The organism is Nostoc sp. DedSLP03 (assembly GCF_034530815.1).
Lineage (GTDB): Bacteria > Cyanobacteriota > Cyanobacteriia > Cyanobacteriales > Nostocaceae > Nostoc.
The window spans coordinates 1-16488 of sequence record NZ_JAVRCK010000136.1; the positions used below are offsets into that span (position 1 = coordinate 1).

Below are 16488 nucleotides of genomic sequence, written 5' to 3' on the forward strand. Positions count from 1 at the left end.
GGCTGCTGATTTTATCACCCAGTCAGTTTAAAAGATGTTGGTAATGACAAGGCCTCTAGGCTGGGAATCCATCCTGGGAGGCTCCGCCTCCAGTGGCTTGACCAGAGGCAGAGCCTCTGGCAATACATTCCCAGTCTTCAGACTGGGAACGAGGCGAAATTTATTTATAGGGATTATTAATTTTGAATTTTGAATTTTGAATTTTGAATTTTGAATTCGGAGCGAAGCGACGTGACTATTTTAATCATTACTCACAGCCAAGATAACGAAAGTATTCCTTTAGTTATTCAGGCAATTGAAGCCCAAGGAAAGAAAGCATTTCGTTTTGACACAGACCGATTTCCTACAGAAATGCAGTTAGATATTTACTATGGTAGTAGTCAGCGAGTGATTCTGAGTGTCGATGACCAGATATTAGATTTAAATGAAGTGTCAGCAGTTTGGTATCGGCGCATTGCAATTGGGTCAAAAATTCCCGACTCGATGGATAGGCAACTTAGAGAAGCTTCACTGAAAGAATCTCGCGTCAGCATTGAGGGAATGATTGCTAGTATCAGGGGGTTTCATCTTGACCCTTTGCCAAATATTCGCCGAGCCGAAAATAAGCAACTGCAATTACAAATAGCAAGAGATATCGGTCTAGATACGCCTCGCACTTTGACTACAAATAATCCAATAGCAGTAAAACAATTTGCCCAAGAGTGTCAGCAGGGAATGATTACAAAAATGCTGTCTTCTTTCGCTATTTATGATGAACGAGGGCGAGAAAAAGTTGTGTTTACAAATCCAATTTCCTCAGATGATCTAGACAACCTCGATGGTTTACGTTTCTGCCCAATGACATTTCAAGAGAAGATTCCCAAGGCATTGGAATTGCGGACAATTATTGTCGGTAAACGCGTGCTAACGGCTGCGGTTGATTCTCAAGCTTTGGATAAAGCACGTTACGACTGGCGCAAACAGGGAATCGCCTTACTCGACGCTTGGGAGTCATACAATTTGCCCCAAGATGTCGAAGAGAAATTGCTCAAACTTATGGCAGAATTTGGTTTAAATTATGGGGCACTTGATATTATTTTGACTCCTGATGGTCGTCATGTATTCCTGGAAGTTAACCCAGTTGGCGAGTTCTTCTGGCTGGAACGCTGTCCTGGCTTACCGATTTCCCAGGCGATCGCTGAGGTTTTAGGGACTTCTAATTAAAAAAGTGTTCCATCGCTTTGAGGGCAGGGAGCAGGAGGTCACTGAGCGTAGTCGAAGTGGGGCAGGGGGCAGGGGGAAAGAAAGTCGTTTTGATGGGCATGAAATGGGATAATTTATTTTATGGAAGTCCCTTAAATAATTCAGCTAGTTGATTACAAATTCTCTTTAGCTGGCGTTGCAATACCGCGTTTAACTAGACCTGCTTCAAGTTCTTGAATAAATTTTAAGTCTTCCTCCAATAGAGGCTGGCTTTCGCTAGAAGAAAGATTTTTTTCCAGAAAAGCAAATGCTTGCCGAAATTGACGCGGATTTGCTTTAATTAGCGAGTCAAAGTGACAAGAAATAATCTGCTGAAAATCCCAACTTGCAACTGTATCAGCCCATTTGAGGACTTGGCTTGGTGCTTGAGGAAAAATGAGGATTTGCAAAATCGGTGCGACAAATGGTCGTCCCTGACCTCGTAGAGCGTCGAATGCCTGCTTCCAGGTTTCTTGCCAGCGAAAAGGAAATAAACCAAAGTAGGTTTTTAGCGATCGCTGTGGTGCTTTGAGAGCATCACGAAACATCTGTCCGATTGAAGCAACTTCTAAGGCACTTGGACGGAAGTAAAGCGCAAACAGTGAAATGCGTTGCCATCCTTTGCGACGGTTGTCTTCATTGTCCTCGATTGTCTCCCAGGCATTGTCCCTGGCATGAAACAGTAAGGGATAAGGATCTAATTGGAGGATTTCTGGTGGGTCAACTGGTACAGAAAGTATAGAATCAGTTACAAGCAGAGTGCGCGATCGCTTGTGAAACACTGCAACTTCTGCAAAAGATCCTCGTCCCAAGTCGATGTCCAATATTGCATAATCAAACTCCAGAGCAAAGGGAGCAAGGCTTGAGTCCTCTGGGAGTTCTTGAGTTCGTTTTTGGGGAAAACCTAGCCAACTAAGCGGCAGATTGAACGGGAAACTCCACTGGTGCGGGGCAACAAACACTTGTGCTTGAGGAAAGCGACGAGCAAAGGGGCCAACGAAGACTTTATGCTCCAGACCAGAACTGGTTGGCAGTAAGATATACTTAACTTCACCGTGCTTTGCTACCAACTCATTAACCAAGCGGACACACTCAGTTGTGGGAGCAACGGGTGCATAGACCAGAAGTCCTCCGGCAAAAAGCTTGACGATAGTCATGCGAATCGGCACGATGGTGTAGAGAATGCCGTGAAGCTGATCGAATGTCCAGATAGTGTCTGGAACTATTTCCTGACGAACTGTCCGCCGCCTGCCGTAGGGGTAAAGTGGGACAGCAGCCCAGAATGGCCATGACCAATCCTTGGGGTTGTTCAAAGGAGACATCCCTCGATCTCGTACTTCAACTCTCGACTGAGATCCAAGTGAATTCATCGTCGTTTTATTGTCCTGACGCGCGCCAGTTGTGAGAGTGCTGTAGTGGCTACAAGATTGATATAGCAAGCTTGTCGGGCGAGGGCAACTGGCTAAAATCCCTACACAACACTTGTCGGTAATTAAACTATTTTACTGGTATTTAAGTGCTTAAATGTTCATTTCATCGTCAGCCTTACCTTGAGAACTCCGATGTTCTAAACTGGAACTACATTAGACCTCTTGCAAAAGTGACTTTTGCTTTCCGGTAGGGGAAAGGGTAAAGGTTAAAGGGTAAGAGGAAATTCCATCCCTTTCCCCTTTACCCCTTACCCTTTCCCCTACAAATGCCAAGAAGTCTATTGTTAGCGATCGCCGATTGCACAAATCACGTTTAAGGGTGAAGCATTTTGGGATTTATATCAAGTCCGGGTAATTCATTGTACCCCTCCCCACTCTTCGGACTATAGTTTACCAAGTCGAGTTACCCCCCTTAATCCCCCCTTGGAAAGACTACGGTGTATACACAAGTTAAATTACCCCCCTTAATCCCCCCTTGGAAAGGGGGGAAAAAGAAATCTAGTTCCCTCCCCTTTACAAGGGGAGGGTTAGGGTGGGGTAAAACCTTGGCTAATCAACTATTTGAGACTTGTTTGTACACCGTAGGCTCTTCGGGAGGGGGAACAAAGCAGCAACAGCACTAACTCACAATCATATTGTTGTAACATCAACATCTAATGTTCGAGAATTTCAAAGAGTAAACGGTTTGCAAATAGAAAATTGGCGTTCTTCTTAAATTACATATCAATGTATTGGAAATGGGGCTTTAGGCTATTAATCGGATTTTTGGGGCTGTGGCTACTGTTGGATCTGGGTTCCCGTTTGGGAGCAGAGATTTTTTGGTTTCGGGAAGTCGGCTATCTGCAAGTATTTTTGTTGAGGCTGCTGACTCGTGGTATTTTGTGGGTAGTCGTGGCTGGGATAACTGCTGCCTATCTACTGCTAAACCTGGCTTTAGCACAACGGCTAAAATATTCCCAGTCTCTAAAGATTGAGCAAGCAGAACTCAACAGTGAATCAACAAATTTTCTCAGTCCTAATTATCCAAGACGCAACGAAACCCGGATACTTACGCCACAACGCCCTCAAGCATTAAAATTGCGCTGGTTATTACCCTTAACTCTGATATTGAGCTTGTTAATTGGGTTAATGTTGGCTCACTATGGTCAAATTGCTCTTTTCTACTGGCATTCTCCAGTTAATCAGGCTATTCTACCCGTTCCCGCTCTATTTCGACCGGAGACAATCTGGCAACTTTTGAAGCAGATTCTCTCTCAAGTCTGGTATCTCGGTTTAATTGGGGGAGTAGCGATCGCCATTTTAATCTATCCGCAATTTTTACTGACTGCGATCGCAATTCTCTCCAGTCCCATTTTTGCCTTCATCATCTTCCGACACTGGCCAAAGGTGCTGGAATTTTTGCACCCTACCCTTTTCAACAGCACTGAGCCTTTATTTGGTCGAGATATCAGCTTTTACGTATTTTCCTTACCTTTTTGGGAACTGCTAGAACTCTGGCTGATGGGTTTATCTTTGTATGGCTTCCTCGCCGTTACTCTCACTTATCTTTTGTCGGCGGATAGTTTGAGTCAGGGGATTTTCCCTGGTTTTTCACCCCAGCAGCAGCGTCATTTATTCGGTATGGGTGGCTTGTTGATGCTGGTAGTCGCTTTTAGTTATTGGCAAAGTCGCTATGAACTGGTGTATTCTAGCCGGGGAGTGAGTTATGGTGCTAGCTATACCGATGTGACAGCCCAGTTGCCAGCTTACACCGTTTTGGGCATTGTGGCAGTAGCGATCGCAACTTACCTGCTTTGGCGAACGTTTTTCTGGAAATCCAAATCTCGATATCGTCGCTTTTTCTTTTATGGGTTAGGGGTTTATTTAGTATTAGTTATAGCTGCTGATGTTGTTTTACCCACTGTGGTGCAATATTTAATTGTCCAACCTAATGAGTTGCAACGAGAGCAACCCTACATTCAACGGACTATCGCCTTAACTCGCCAAGCATTCGATTTAGAGGCGATTGATTCTAGAAGCTTCAACCCGCAAGGAACACTGACTGAAGTTGATATTCAAAAGAATGCCTCAACAATTCGGAATATTCGCCTTTGGGATGAGCGACCACTTTTAGAAACTAACCGTCAACTGCAACAAATTCGACCGTATTATCGGTTTCCCGATGCCGATATCGATCGATATACTCTCAAAACAGATGAACCTTCACCTCAGCCGCCAAAACCTAAACAGGAAGCAGTTGAATCAACAGAACGGCGGCAGGTATTGATTGCGGCGCGAGAATTAGACTATAGTGCCGTACCACAGGAAGCTAAAACATGGGTTAATCGTCATTTAATTTATACCCACGGTTTCGGGTTTACTGTTAGTCCAGTTAATACAGTTGGGCCGGGTGGACTACCAGAATATTTTGTTAAAGATATTAGCGGTAATAGTAGCGCTCTCACAACTTCTAATCAAGCTGTTCGTGAAAGTATTCCGATTGGGCAACCCCGGATTTATTACGGTGAGATTACTAATACTTATGTAATGACTGGCACAAGAGTTAGAGAGCTAGACTACCCTAGCGGTAGTGATAATGTTTACAACTCTTACGAGGGTCTAGGTGGCGTTGAAATCGGTTCAATATGGCGACGGTGGCTATTTGCAATGTATTTGAAAGATTGGCAAATGGTGCTGACGCGGGACTTTTTGCCAGATACAAAAGTGCTAATGCGACGAAATGTCAAGCAAAGAATTCAAGCGATCGCCCCTTTTTTGAAATTTGACAGCGACCCCTATTTAGTTGCTGCTGCTGCTAATCAAGATTTCCCCAGTAATCCCAGTTATCTTTATTGGATTGTTGACGCTTATACAACGAGCGATCGCTATCCCTATTCAGACACTGGTAGCGATGGTATCAATTATATTCGCAATTCTATCAAAGTAGCGATCGATGCCTATCACGGCACTGTAAAGTTTTACATTGCCGATCCAAGCGATCCAATCATTGCCACTTGGTCAGCGATATTTCCCAATATGTTCAAACCGCTCAGTACAATGCCAGTCAATCTCCGCAGTCATACCCGATATCCGGAGGACTTTTTCAAAATTCAATCTGAGCGGTTGATGACTTACCACATGACCGACCCCCAAGTATTTTACAACCGGGAAGACCAGTGGCAAATTCCGAATGAAATCTATGGTAGCGAACCCCGTCCGGTAGAGCCGTATTATTTGATTACAAGTTTACCCACCGTAGATTTTGTTAGCAAAGCCTCTGGTAGAGAAGAATTTCTTCTGTTTTTACCTTATACTCCCAAACAGCGGACTAATTTAATCGCTTGGTTAGCGGCGCGATCGGATGGCAAAAACTACGGTAAGCTGCTGCTATATGTCTTTCCTAAAGAACGCCTGATTTACGGAACAGAGCAAATCGAGGCGCGGATTAACCAAGACCCAGTAATTTCTCAGCAAATTTCCTTATGGAATCGCCAGGGTTCGAGAGCGATTCAAGGCAATTTACTAGTAATTCCCATTCAGCAATCGCTGCTGTATGTCGAGCCAATTTATTTAGAAGCCACACAGAATAGTCTGCCAACCTTGGTACGAGTAGTGGTAGCTTACGAAAACCGGATTGTCATGGCGCAAACCTTAGAACAAGCATTGCAGGGAATCTTTAAACCAGAAGTTACACCAGCGCCGGCAATTATCCGTCCCTTTGAAGAAGCAGCCCCGCCAGGTTAGGGACAAGAGACAAGGGACAAGGGGGAAAGGGGTAAAGGAATGGAATTTTCCCTTTAACCTTTACCCTTTAACCTTTACCCTTTCCCCCTTCTCGGTAAAGATGTGGTATTTTGAATCAATGGTTAGAATTCCAGTAATTGATTTCACTAATTTTACTAAAGGCAACGCAATAACTCGGCAAGCTGTCATCAAACAAATCTATGAAGCTTGTCATCAAATTGGCTTCATGTACTTGCAAAATTCGGGAATATCAAAAAACCTAATCGAGGAAGTATTCACTCACAGCAAATCTTTTTTCAATTTAGCTTTAGAAGTTAAGCAAAAACAAGCTTGGAGTGATGAATTTAGTAATATGGGTTACGTTGGAATTGAAAGAGAACGTCTTAACCCCAATCAACCAGGCGATTTAAAAGAGGCATTTAATGTCAACAAACAAGCGGCAGGGATAGATGCTTCTCTTGTCACCTTCTACGCTGGTTGTACAGAACTTGCTAATACGATATTACAAGCTTATGCGTTGGCATTGGAATTGCCAGAAGATTTTTTTACTATCAGACATAATCAACAAAATCATACGTTGCGACTATTACACTATCCGCCATTGCAGACACCACCGAAACTCGGACAGGTGCGCGCTGGCGAGCATTCCGATTATGGCAGTATTACCTTACTTTTCCAAGATGACATTGGCGGGTTAGAAGTACAGACAGTATCTAGAGAGTGGATTGTTGCGCCTGCAATTCCTGATACTGTAATAGTCAATACTGGCGATTTAATGCAACGGTGGACAAATCATCGATTTTGCTCAACTAAGCATCGAGTGATGATTCCCACTGATAAAAGAGTGAATCAGTCGCGGTATTCTATAGCTTTTTTCTGTCATCCTAATGATGATACAGAAATTACTTGTTTAGAAAGTTGCCAGAAAGAACAGTCGCCTATCTATCCACCTATTCTGGCGGGAGAATATCTTTTACAACGTTTACAAGCAACTTATGGTAATTCGTAATTAAGAAAGTAGACCTCTTGCATAAGTCGAATAGACCCCCCTTTACTCCCCCGATGTATTGAGAGGAAACTTGAAATCTTGCCCCCTGCCCTTTACAAGATACGGTGTACACACAAGTTATGGAATTACTACCAGTCCTTGAATTACCCCACCCTAACCCTCCCCTTGTAAAGGGGAGGGAACTAGATTTATTTTTCCCCCCTTTCCAAGGGGGGATTAAGGGGGGTAATTTGACTTGTGTGTACACCGTAGCCAATACATACGGGGAGGGTTAGGGTGGGGTAAAAAATATTTGATACATCAATTATGACTTTTCAAACATCCTGTTAGCACAAGTTAAAATGAGCCGCTAGGAACAGATAAGTTTGGTTTAACGCGTTTAACAAAGTCTAGCGGCATTACTCCTAACCATTTCTCTCGAATCATACCGTCCTCTAACAATACAGCAGTTGGAAAAGCATTAGTTAAACGTGCCACTACAGTAGGACTCATTGCCACTACTGGAAAGTTAATATTATTAGATTGAACAAATTCTTGAACTTGTTCTGATGTTTGGGGAACTCCTGCCACTACATCAGGTAAATCAGTTCTTTGGTGAACCACTTTTAGCACTTTCAACCAGTTTTTGCACGTTGGACAACCAGGCATTAAAAACACAACCAGTTTTTCTCCGGTTGTTAAGCTTTCGGGATATTCTTTTAACCATTGGAGTTGCCAACGACGATTAACTTGAAGCGGCTCTAAGTTTAGGATAGATTTTTTCTGCTTCCAGAAATATATATATGAAACAGCAGTTAATAGACAACTTGTTGTTAAATAAATCAATAATACTGTTACTTGTTGTGAAACAGTTAAAATATCAGGAACCGGATAAAACCAAGCCAACCCCATCAAAGTAATGTAGAGGGCATTGAGGAGTAAACTTTGTTTAGGACTGATGTCAATTAGACCGTTATAGCAACCACAATCATCTGTGCGTTTGGTAGAAGTACTCCAATAAGTTAAACTCGATAGGAGCAATAGCAAAACAATTGTACCGAGAAATAGCCACTGGGGAAACAGACGCAAAATCAAAGCTACTCCCAGGACGCACTCTAGAATTGTAAAAGCGATCGCTGCACCTATATTCGCTTTTTGCGGCAATAACTGCAATTGACTGATGTGGATAATAAACCTTGTGGGTGCAAGTGCTTTGACAACACCAGTCACCAGAAATACACTGCCAACCACAAAAGAACTTATAACAGAAAGTGAATACATAATGGTTGCGATCGCTATTTAATCGTAATAGTCAACAGAGTGCAAATCATTACGCATTTATACAAGTATTCCCGAAAGCTGGGTTAAGTAGACCAATTACATTGACAGTATTACCACAAACGTTAACGGGTACATGAACGGGTACTTGAACAAGGTTACCCGAAAGAACTCCAGGACTACCAATAGCAACATTACCATCAATTCCGCCAACTATAGCTAATAAATCAGCATCATCTAGTTCTTCAAACAATTCCAAATCTTGTTGAATGAGTGTAGGCGTTTGTTTTGTTGCTTGTTTCTTTGTTGAAAATATTTTTAACATCTGGTTTGACTCCTTTTAGTTGTTTTCAAACTGTCTAATTGAGTGTGCACAGATATTGAATACATCATGCTGGCGAACGCTATTTAATCCTAATAGTCAGTAGCTATATATCCCATCTAAGTTTCAGCTATTATCAGCATCTGAATCTTGATTGAACAGCTTTGCTACAGAGCGACCGCTTACAACCAAATTACCAATACTAAACATAAAGCCTGTACCAGCAAAGTCATTCACAATACCATCCCTAGAAGTAGCTCCCCCTATCACTGTTTTCATTTCCGCTTCTGTTAGTTCCAAAAGCTCGACTGGGGCTTGCAAAGAAGTAATTTTGATATTAGTCATGATTAACTCAATGTAATTTTATCTGGGTTTCCTATGGTTGGTTGTCAAGAAAGCAAGAATATTAACTGATGTGGATAAGAAACTTTGTGAGTGTGAGTGCTTTGACAATACCTTGAATACATCATGCTAGCGATCGCTATTTATTTAAAATCGCTACTTTGCCTGTGTATTTGCTGGTTACTTGTTATATCTATGTAGTTTACAACATAAAAACATGATTATCAGTAGATTATGTTAAACATCCTACTTTTCCCACTTTTCTTACTTTTCCTACTTTGTCTTACTTTAAATAACTTAGTAGTATAATCTCGCACAAAAAATTGTTATAGCCGTAGTCACATCTGTTTCGCGCACTCTGGATCAAATTCCGCCTTCCCTGGATCAAATTCCGCCTTTACGTTTGAGTGTTTCGCGCACTCTGGATCAAATTCCGCCTTCCCTGGATCAAATTCCGCCTTTACGTTTGAGTGTTTCGCGCACTCTGGATCAAATTCCGCCTTCCCTGGATCAAATTCCGCCTTTACGTTTGAGTGTTTCGCGCACTCTGGATCAAATTCCGCTCTGACGTTATTAGAAGTCGCTGGAAATTACTTAAATCTTAGGTTTTTAAATAAAAACCAATAATTTTACGTATGACAACTTTTGAAACAATTGTCCATTATAGAGTTATGGGTAAATTGAAAAATCAGTAGCAATTATGGCAAGACCAAAACGAAATTTACGTATTCTTAGCAAAGCTGAAACGCGTCTAGCAAGCGTTAAATCTATCAATTCAAGTCTAGATGTCGGCGAGGGATTGTCAGTCAAAGATTATACTGGAAAAATCGAAAGCCTGCGACAATCTCTAGAAGCATACAATACTACCCTCTCCACTATTGATGTCTTACTAACCCATATCCTTGAAAATGAGCAAGATTTAGCAGATTATTCTGAGCAAATTTTGCGTGGTATTGCTTATAAATTTGGTAAGAATAGCTATGAATATCAGATGGCTGGAGGTATTCGTAAAAGCGATCGCAAGCCTAATGTGCGTAAAAATGTAGTTTCTGCTGTCGGTGAACCCGCACCTACTGCTTTGTAAATCGAATAGAAAAGAGACTAGCAATTGCTAGTCTCTACATTTAGGTTAGTGGATAAGAATCTGGCGGATTAAAATGCTCATTACCTTATCTGGGTTCTCGGTGGGTACTAATGGACTCCAGTCTCCAACGCTGGCATAACCAATTACTTGTAAATAGTGGATGGTGCTGGTAACGGCTTTGGCAGAACCAATCAATGTATGTTTTATCGGTTCTCGCCGGGGTAATGGTTGTTGGGTTGGTTGATGGCTGGCGGGTGTATCGAAATTTTCCCCAGACAAAAACTGTTTTAACTTGGACTGGGCAGATTCTGGTAATTGTGACATGATGATATTCATACTCCGATATTGGGGTTTATATAAAGGCGATCGCTGTCTTCTTTGCGGGATTTGGCGATCGTCTTTATCGATTTTGGGGTTTAGATAGGGGCGATCGCTGTCTTCTTTGCGGGATTTAGCGATCGCCTCGATCGTACTTTGATAATATTGTATAAATTTATACTTATCAAGCAATATTTGAAAAATTTTTATTAGTAATTATCGAGTTTTAAGGAAAATAAATTATGCATAATTTTAGTAATATTAGTTACTAAAAATTCTCCATAAATGGAGAGGCTTGAAACCTTTTTTAAATTTCAGATTTTGAGTTTAATCCAAAATCCAAAATCTAAAATCTAAAATTGTCTCGGTCATTATCAATTACGAATTACCTTGATCTATTTATAATTTGCAAAATATGAAAACCTACGACTGGATTGTGGTTGGTGGTGGAATTACGGGTGCTGCACTCTCTTACGAACTAGCGAAGAAAGGTTTTGCTGTACTTTTGCTAGAACAAGATGTTACACCACAAAATGCAACTCGCTATAGTTATGGTGGGCTGGCTTATTGGTCTGGTACTACATTGCTAACTCGGCGATTGTGCGAAGAAGCGATCGCACGTTACCATATCTTATCTCAAGAGTTAGACGCTGATATTCAATTTCGGGAATTAGATTTATTACTGACTATTTCAGCTGATAACGACCCAGAAACAACTGCGGCATCATATAATCATTTTGCCATTTCACCGCGTTTACTCAGTATTCAAGAAGCTTGTGAGTTGGAACCGCAGCTAAATCGAGAGGCGATATCTGGGGCTTTAACCGTCAAACATGGTCATATTCACCCAGAAAAAACAGCACAAGCTTACATCCAAGCTTTTGAGCGGGCTGGGGGTGAAATGCAGATTACCCAAGTATTGCAAGTATTGCAAAATGGCGTCCAAACCACCAATGCAACTTTTCACAGCGCTAATGTTGTCATCTGTGCGGGTGGACTGGGCCGCCAGCTGCTCAAGTCTGCTGGTGTTTCCATCAAGCTGTATTTTACCCACGAAGAAATCATTGAAACCCCACCTGTTGATGTCAAGTTACGCACCTTAGTTATGCCGGCGAATCAGCAACGGTTTCAACTAGAAGCTGAATCTACTCAAGTTGATGAATTGTGGGATGAACTTGGTAATGAGTTAGTAGCGCCAATTTTAGATGTGGGTGCAATTCAGTTTCAAGATGGTAGTATCCGCATCGGTCAAATTAGCCGAGCGATCGCAGATCCTCAAGCTAAGGTAAACTCAGACGTAAGCGAAAAATGGTTGCGAAAAGGTGCTGGTCAAATTTTACCAGCATTAGAGCATTTACCAGGGACTTGGTATCACTGCTTAGTGGCATTTAGTAGCAATCAACTTCCCTTAATTGGTGCTATTCCAGGATTTGAAGGCGTTCATGTTTTCTCTGGATTTAGTAATCCCTTAGTACTTATACCACCTTTGGCAAAGCGCTTTGCTAATTTTGCAACTGGCAAGGAAGATGAAATTATTACAAAAATATTAATCTAAGAGCTGATTCGTAAAGAAAATCTTAAGGATATCCAATTCATTGTTGGGTATGATTTTCAGGCGAGGGAACGTGGAACTTTGATTGCCCCACGCCCGGAGATCGGCTAATACTTAGTGAAGTGATGCTTCTGATTTTCTTGAGATCGTCACCAGCGTCACGTTCCGAGAAGTTCGGGTACAAAAATGTCCTCGCAAACGAGCCGCCGCTTTGACAAGCCCTGCTCAAAATGATATCGCAGGAAAGTGTCAACAGCCTTGCGGTTCGCCTCCAGGCCGTAGGGCCACCAGTCGTCACCCAGCAGGGTGCGATCCTCGTCCACAAGTTTGCTGAACCAAGGCATCATGGTTGCCATGTTGTTGAAAATCATGCCCTTTTTATACTGCTCCCGGACGGCATCTTTGGCATCGCAGAAGCCTTTGTAAACTGCCTTCACAATTTCGGGCCGCTCCAAAGCCAGTTCCTTGCGAACGACGACCACGTGCATGATTGGAAAAATACCTGTGCGCTGGTAATAGGCACGCTCGATCGCCTCATAGTCTTCAAACAGATGAGCGACCTTCGGCGACTTTTCCAGCACGCACTTGGGTACATCCGCAGCAATCAGCGCATCAATTTCTCCTTCTTTGAGCATTTCTCCCAAATCCGTTTCTTCGGAAGCCTGTTCAACTTCAACGTTCGCAGGGTGCGGGTGCGGAATGAAATCAACCGGCTTCAAGGGCCAGTCAAGCGTGCCAACGATCCAACGGCACTGGTCGGGCGTCACGCCATAGTCGTCCGACAATATCCCCTTGGCCCACACACCCGCGTCGTGACCGTAGACCGCAAACTCGCCGATGGTTTTGCCCACAAGATCGTTCGGTGTTTTGATGCCGCTCGCCTTGTTGATGTAAATCGCTGAGTGCCGGAAACAGCGATTCGGGAATACAGGAATGGCGATGAAAGGCGGTTCTTCAAAATCCATCGTGCGTAGAAAATACGTCATTCCAAGTTCCGACACGTCAAAGGCATGCTTTCGGATCGTGCCTTCAAAAACTTCGGTGACGATGGGGTTGCTGTGAAAGGTGGCATCCACTCCATCAATTTTGACAGTGCCATCCGCCAAAATGCGAGTCCGGTCGTATTCCCCGAAGGCAATTTCAAGTTTCGTATTATTCATGCTATTGTTTCGTCTCGAACAATTCTGTTTAAGTGTGGTGCGTTTGCCCTGGGCCGCAGCCGCTTGTCACGCTTCATTCAGAAATTGGCACAGTCCCTGTGTTATGGAAAGCGGTAATCTGCCAGGTGTTCTCCTTGCGGGTTGTTACGGCTGTCCAGACACCTGTATTTTCTATTCGATGTACTTCATCAGGATTCTTCTGTCCAGTAGTTTCCCAAGTGGTATGTGCGACTGCCACATCCGGGGTGAAGAATTTAATTTCGGTGTCAGTAATAGTCATTTGGTTATCGCTTAAGAACGACGCCAGCGCCTGCGCGTGTGCTTGTTTCGTCTCGGTTCGCCCTTTATACCAACGACCCATGACATCCACGAAATCGATATCCTCGGCAAACAACGTCGCCAAGTGCTCCGCATCTTTAGCGTTCCACGCCTCGGCAAATGTTGTCATCACTGCTTTGATTGCTGCTTCATCCTTTGCACTGGTTTCTGTTGTAGACATAATGATTGTTCTCACTAATGATTTGTAACGAACACGCTGCTGGCCCAAAAAGAGAGTGTAGCCGAAGAGTTCTTAGCTATTTGCGATCGTCACGGCTTGATGGAGGTATTCGTTACTGTCAAGCTGGGCAAGTATGAAGTCAGCCAAGTCGGCACGGGTAATTTTATGGGCCTTCTCGCCCGTTTTGGCATCGAAGACTCGAACGTTCCCCTTGGCGGGGTCGTCGTTGAGGAGGGCTGGGCGAAGAATCACCCACTCCAGACCGCTCGACTCGACAGCAGACTCCATTGCCGCTTTGTCCTTATCTGCGCCACGCAAAAAGGTCGAAATCAGTAAACGCTCATACAGAGTGGCATTCGCCTCACTATCCCCTTCGCCAATCATTGAAGTTACCACCAGACGGCGCACACCGTTTCGCTGCATAGAAGCAATGATTGTCTTAGCGGCACTCGATTCGAGCGTAGTTGCCTTGTAAGGCGTTTTGCCGCCAATCGTGTCAATAACAGCGTCTTGACCGAGGACTGCTGCATCCATTGCGTCATTGTCGGTGGCGTCACCTTCAATGACGCGAACATCCGAGACTTCGTATTCGTCAGCTTTGTGAACGAAGGCCGTGACTTGGTGACCAGCGGCCACAGCCTGTTCGACTACAGCTCTACCGGTCTTGCCGGCGGCTCCTATGACTAAGACTTTCATGTTTTAACTCTTGTAATGCTGTACTTGACATCTTTCAGTATGATTAATCAACTTATATAGATAAAGGTGGTTTTTATGAATTGATTGTTTGTAATATTGGACAATAGCAGAGTGCAGATACTCTCATCGCAGTGAGTGCAGGTTATGGACGATTTGAATGCTGTTTTAGTATTTCTCAAAGTCGCACAACTGGGAGGATTTGTCGCAGCAGCACGATCGCTGGACTTGCCTAAATCTACCGTCAGTGTGAAGGTCAATGAGCTAGAGCAACGGCTAAAAGTCCGATTATTTCATCGCACCACGCGACGGGTTTCTCTAACTGAAGAAGGACGGCTGTATTACGAAAACTGTTTACCCATTCTTGATGCGTTACATGACGGTAATGATGCGATCGCGAGCCTCCAGGAGCATCCGCAAGGTATTATGCGAGTGACAGCCACCGTCTTGTTTGTGCAGTCTTTTCTCGCACCCAATTTGCCGGAGTTTCTGCTGACCTACCCCGATATTCAAGTGATTCTCCATGCAACGACTGAATACAAAGATATTGTGAAAGAAGGATACGATCTAGCGATTCGGATTGGGGAATTGCACGATTCATCCCTGATCGTGCGGCGGATTAGCACAGATCGCATGAAACTCTTTGCCAGCGTGACCTATCTCAAAACCGCTGGCGAACCAAAAGCGATCGCTGATTTGAGCAGTCATGCGTTGCTTTGTATGGCTCATCGTCAGAACAATGTGACCTGGACATTGCACAATGAACAGCAGGAAACAGTAACGCTCTCCTTTCGTCCACGACTACTCAGCAATGACGTTGCCCCCATTTATCAAGCGATCGTTGCTGGAGTAGGAATTGGGCTGCTGCCGGAATTTCTGTTTCAGCAGGAGTTACAGGGTGGGGATATAGTAAACGTCTTGCCTCAATGGTCACTGGCTCCAGTCCCAATTAACGCACTTTATCCTAGCCGAAAATATATTCCCACAAAAGTCAAGGTCTTTCTAGAGTTCCTTGAGCAAAAGATGCGCTAAAGGACTTCCAGAAAATAAACTATACAGAATTCAAATGATAATCATTTTTAGGAATTAGTTGAGAATAATTATAATTTGGCTATTGAAAACAAATTTTTAGAGACGAATGGCACGTTTGTAAAGCTATCCCTCTTCTAAGAATAGGGATATATGGTGCAATGATTTTAGTTCAATCTCAAACTTGGTTAATTGACAATAGTGCAGCTTGTCTGTCTAAATAAATAACTAGAGTTGCCTAATTTTCAGTAGAGGAACAGCAGCAATGTCTTCCATTGAGGACAACAAAATCATTGCTCAACGGTGGATAGAACTTATTAGCGAGCATAAAATCGAAGAAATTTGCGAGATAACTGCTCCAAATTGGAAAATGCACGGTGGTTTACCAGGACTTCCCCTTGGCCCTGAAGGGGTACGCAAACTCTTTGGTTCATTTGGCCCTATCGAGCAGAAATGGACAATCGAAGACGTAATCGCTGAAGGTGATAAAGTTGTTGTGCGTGCGACTAATACCTGCATCCAAGAGAGTTTTTTTGGCATACCTAGTCGCGGCCGTCAACAGACATTCACTGCTACGTTCATTCATTATATTGTTGATGGTAAGATCGTCGAAACCTGGCGAAACGCTGACGATCTTGGACGGGTTCTTCAGCTTGGCGCACGGATTGAGCCAGGAATATCTGAGTCATAGCAGTAGTTGATTAAGAAGATATTTGGAAAGTCATGATTGATGTATCAAATATTTTTTACCCCACCCTAACCCTCCCCTTATAAATTTTTACCCCACCCTAACCCTCTTGTCATTACCAACATCTTTTAAACTGACTGGGTGATAAAATCAGCAGCCCA

At 43.3% G+C, this 16488-nt stretch carries 15 protein-coding genes and 1 pseudogene; 8 read left to right on the top strand and 8 right to left on the bottom strand.

The window, feature by feature from the left end; genetic code table 11:
- Window positions 1–231 precede the first annotated feature (231 nt).
- Window positions 232–1203 carry an MvdD family ATP-grasp ribosomal peptide maturase gene (locus tag RM368_RS35735; protein WP_322698445.1) on the top strand — a complete coding sequence of 324 codons (972 nt, stop codon included), beginning with the start codon at window positions 232–234 and terminating at the stop codon, window positions 1201–1203.
- Window positions 1204–1355: 152 nt separating this feature from the next.
- On the opposite strand, the gene RM368_RS35740 is transcribed toward RM368_RS35735, so the two are convergent.
- Window positions 1356–2543, bottom strand: coding sequence for a DUF4336 domain-containing protein (locus RM368_RS35740; RefSeq protein WP_322698457.1), 1188 nt, complete (start codon window positions 2541–2543; stop codon window positions 1356–1358).
- Between the two features lie 715 nt (window positions 2544–3258).
- Here RM368_RS35740 and RM368_RS35745 point away from each other — a divergent pair.
- The 3 genes and pseudogenes from RM368_RS35745 to RM368_RS35755 all read left to right on the top strand — a co-directional run.
- Window positions 3259–3366 (top strand): annotated as a pseudogene (locus RM368_RS35745) (type II toxin-antitoxin system VapC family toxin); the annotation flags it as partial.
- Window positions 3367–3377: 11 nt separating this feature from the next.
- Window positions 3378–6374, top strand: coding sequence for a UPF0182 family protein (locus RM368_RS35750; RefSeq protein ID WP_322698446.1), 2997 nt, complete (start codon window positions 3378–3380; stop codon window positions 6372–6374).
- A 118-nt stretch (window positions 6375–6492) separates the two neighbouring features.
- Window positions 6493–7383 carry an isopenicillin N synthase family dioxygenase gene (locus RM368_RS35755; protein ID WP_322698447.1) on the top strand — a complete coding sequence of 297 codons (891 nt, stop codon included), beginning with the start codon at window positions 6493–6495 and terminating at the stop codon, window positions 7381–7383.
- 336 nt (window positions 7384–7719) lie between these two features.
- Here RM368_RS35755 and RM368_RS35760 read toward each other — a convergent pair whose 3' ends face one another.
- From RM368_RS35760 to RM368_RS35770, 3 genes are all read right to left on the bottom strand, one after another.
- Window positions 7720–8643, bottom strand: a complete 924-nt coding sequence (locus RM368_RS35760; protein WP_322698448.1) for a peroxiredoxin family protein — start codon at window positions 8641–8643, stop codon at window positions 7720–7722.
- A 49-nt stretch (window positions 8644–8692) separates the two neighbouring features.
- Window positions 8693–8965: a chaplin gene (locus tag RM368_RS38945; protein ID WP_416212286.1), complete on the bottom strand. Its 273-nt coding sequence runs from the start codon at window positions 8963–8965 to the stop codon at window positions 8693–8695.
- 123 nt (window positions 8966–9088) lie between these two features.
- Complete coding sequence (locus RM368_RS35770; protein WP_322698449.1) at window positions 9089–9307, bottom strand: hypothetical protein; 219 nt, start codon at window positions 9305–9307, stop codon at window positions 9089–9091.
- Between the two features lie 697 nt (window positions 9308–10004).
- Here RM368_RS35770 and RM368_RS35775 point away from each other — a divergent pair.
- A complete protein-coding gene (locus tag RM368_RS35775; RefSeq protein ID WP_322698450.1) occupies window positions 10005–10388 on the top strand; it encodes a hypothetical protein in 384 nt (127 codons plus the stop codon).
- Window positions 10389–10433: 45 nt separating this feature from the next.
- Here RM368_RS35775 and RM368_RS35780 read toward each other — a convergent pair whose 3' ends face one another.
- Window positions 10434–10712, bottom strand: a complete 279-nt coding sequence (locus RM368_RS35780) for a hypothetical protein (protein ID WP_322698458.1) — start codon at window positions 10710–10712, stop codon at window positions 10434–10436.
- A 409-nt stretch (window positions 10713–11121) separates the two neighbouring features.
- Between RM368_RS35780 and RM368_RS35785 the strand changes: the two genes are divergently transcribed.
- The gene (locus RM368_RS35785; RefSeq protein WP_322698451.1) at window positions 11122–12261 is read left to right on the top strand and encodes an FAD-binding oxidoreductase; all 1140 of its coding nucleotides are present in this window, start codon (window positions 11122–11124) and stop codon (window positions 12259–12261) included.
- A gap of 155 nt (window positions 12262–12416) precedes the next feature.
- On the opposite strand, the gene RM368_RS35790 is transcribed toward RM368_RS35785, so the two are convergent.
- The 3 genes from RM368_RS35790 to RM368_RS35800 all read right to left on the bottom strand — a co-directional run bounded on the left by RM368_RS35790 (window position 12417) and on the right by RM368_RS35800 (window position 14613).
- Window positions 12417–13418, bottom strand: coding sequence for a hypothetical protein (locus RM368_RS35790; protein ID WP_322698452.1), 1002 nt, complete (start codon window positions 13416–13418; stop codon window positions 12417–12419).
- 73 nt (window positions 13419–13491) lie between these two features.
- Window positions 13492–13917: an SgcJ/EcaC family oxidoreductase gene (locus RM368_RS35795; protein WP_322698453.1), complete on the bottom strand. Its 426-nt coding sequence runs from the start codon at window positions 13915–13917 to the stop codon at window positions 13492–13494.
- A 72-nt stretch (window positions 13918–13989) separates the two neighbouring features.
- Window positions 13990–14613 carry an NAD(P)-dependent oxidoreductase gene (locus RM368_RS35800; protein WP_322698454.1) on the bottom strand — a complete coding sequence of 208 codons (624 nt, stop codon included), beginning with the start codon at window positions 14611–14613 and terminating at the stop codon, window positions 13990–13992.
- 144 nt (window positions 14614–14757) lie between these two features.
- Between RM368_RS35800 and RM368_RS35805 the strand changes: the two genes are divergently transcribed.
- Both RM368_RS35805 and RM368_RS35810 read left to right on the top strand, forming a co-directional pair.
- On the top strand, window positions 14758–15642 hold the full coding sequence (locus RM368_RS35805; RefSeq protein WP_322698455.1) for a LysR family transcriptional regulator: 885 nt from the start codon (window positions 14758–14760) through the stop codon (window positions 15640–15642).
- Between the two features lie 262 nt (window positions 15643–15904).
- Window positions 15905–16330, top strand: coding sequence for an ester cyclase (locus RM368_RS35810; RefSeq protein ID WP_322698456.1), 426 nt, complete (start codon window positions 15905–15907; stop codon window positions 16328–16330).
- Window positions 16331–16488: the final 158 nt, after the last annotated feature.

Bases quoted from the DNA above. Each gene is read 5' to 3' on its own strand.
- RM368_RS35740 (WP_322698457.1), bottom strand. From the start codon at position 2,543: ATGTCTCCTTTGAACAACCCCAAGGATTGGTCATGGCCATTCTGGGCT.
- RM368_RS35750 (WP_322698446.1), top strand. From the start codon at position 3,378: ATGTATTGGAAATGGGGCTTTAGGCTATTAATCGGATTTTTGGGGCTG.
- RM368_RS35755 (WP_322698447.1), top strand. From the start codon at position 6,493: ATGGTTAGAATTCCAGTAATTGATTTCACTAATTTTACTAAAGGCAAC.
- RM368_RS35760 (WP_322698448.1), bottom strand. From the start codon at position 8,643: ATGTATTCACTTTCTGTTATAAGTTCTTTTGTGGTTGGCAGTGTATTT.
- RM368_RS38945 (WP_416212286.1), bottom strand. From the start codon at position 8,965: ATGTTAAAAATATTTTCAACAAAGAAACAAGCAACAAAACAAACGCCT.
- RM368_RS35770 (WP_322698449.1), bottom strand. From the start codon at position 9,307: ATGACTAATATCAAAATTACTTCTTTGCAAGCCCCAGTCGAGCTTTTG.
- RM368_RS35775 (WP_322698450.1), top strand. From the start codon at position 10,005: ATGGCAAGACCAAAACGAAATTTACGTATTCTTAGCAAAGCTGAAACG.
- RM368_RS35780 (WP_322698458.1), bottom strand. From the start codon at position 10,712: ATGTCACAATTACCAGAATCTGCCCAGTCCAAGTTAAAACAGTTTTTG.
- RM368_RS35785 (WP_322698451.1), top strand. From the start codon at position 11,122: ATGAAAACCTACGACTGGATTGTGGTTGGTGGTGGAATTACGGGTGCT.
- RM368_RS35790 (WP_322698452.1), bottom strand. From the start codon at position 13,418: ATGAATAATACGAAACTTGAAATTGCCTTCGGGGAATACGACCGGACT.
- RM368_RS35795 (WP_322698453.1), bottom strand. From the start codon at position 13,917: ATGTCTACAACAGAAACCAGTGCAAAGGATGAAGCAGCAATCAAAGCA.
- RM368_RS35800 (WP_322698454.1), bottom strand. From the start codon at position 14,613: ATGAAAGTCTTAGTCATAGGAGCCGCCGGCAAGACCGGTAGAGCTGTA.
- RM368_RS35805 (WP_322698455.1), top strand. From the start codon at position 14,758: ATGGACGATTTGAATGCTGTTTTAGTATTTCTCAAAGTCGCACAACTG.
- RM368_RS35810 (WP_322698456.1), top strand. From the start codon at position 15,905: ATGTCTTCCATTGAGGACAACAAAATCATTGCTCAACGGTGGATAGAA.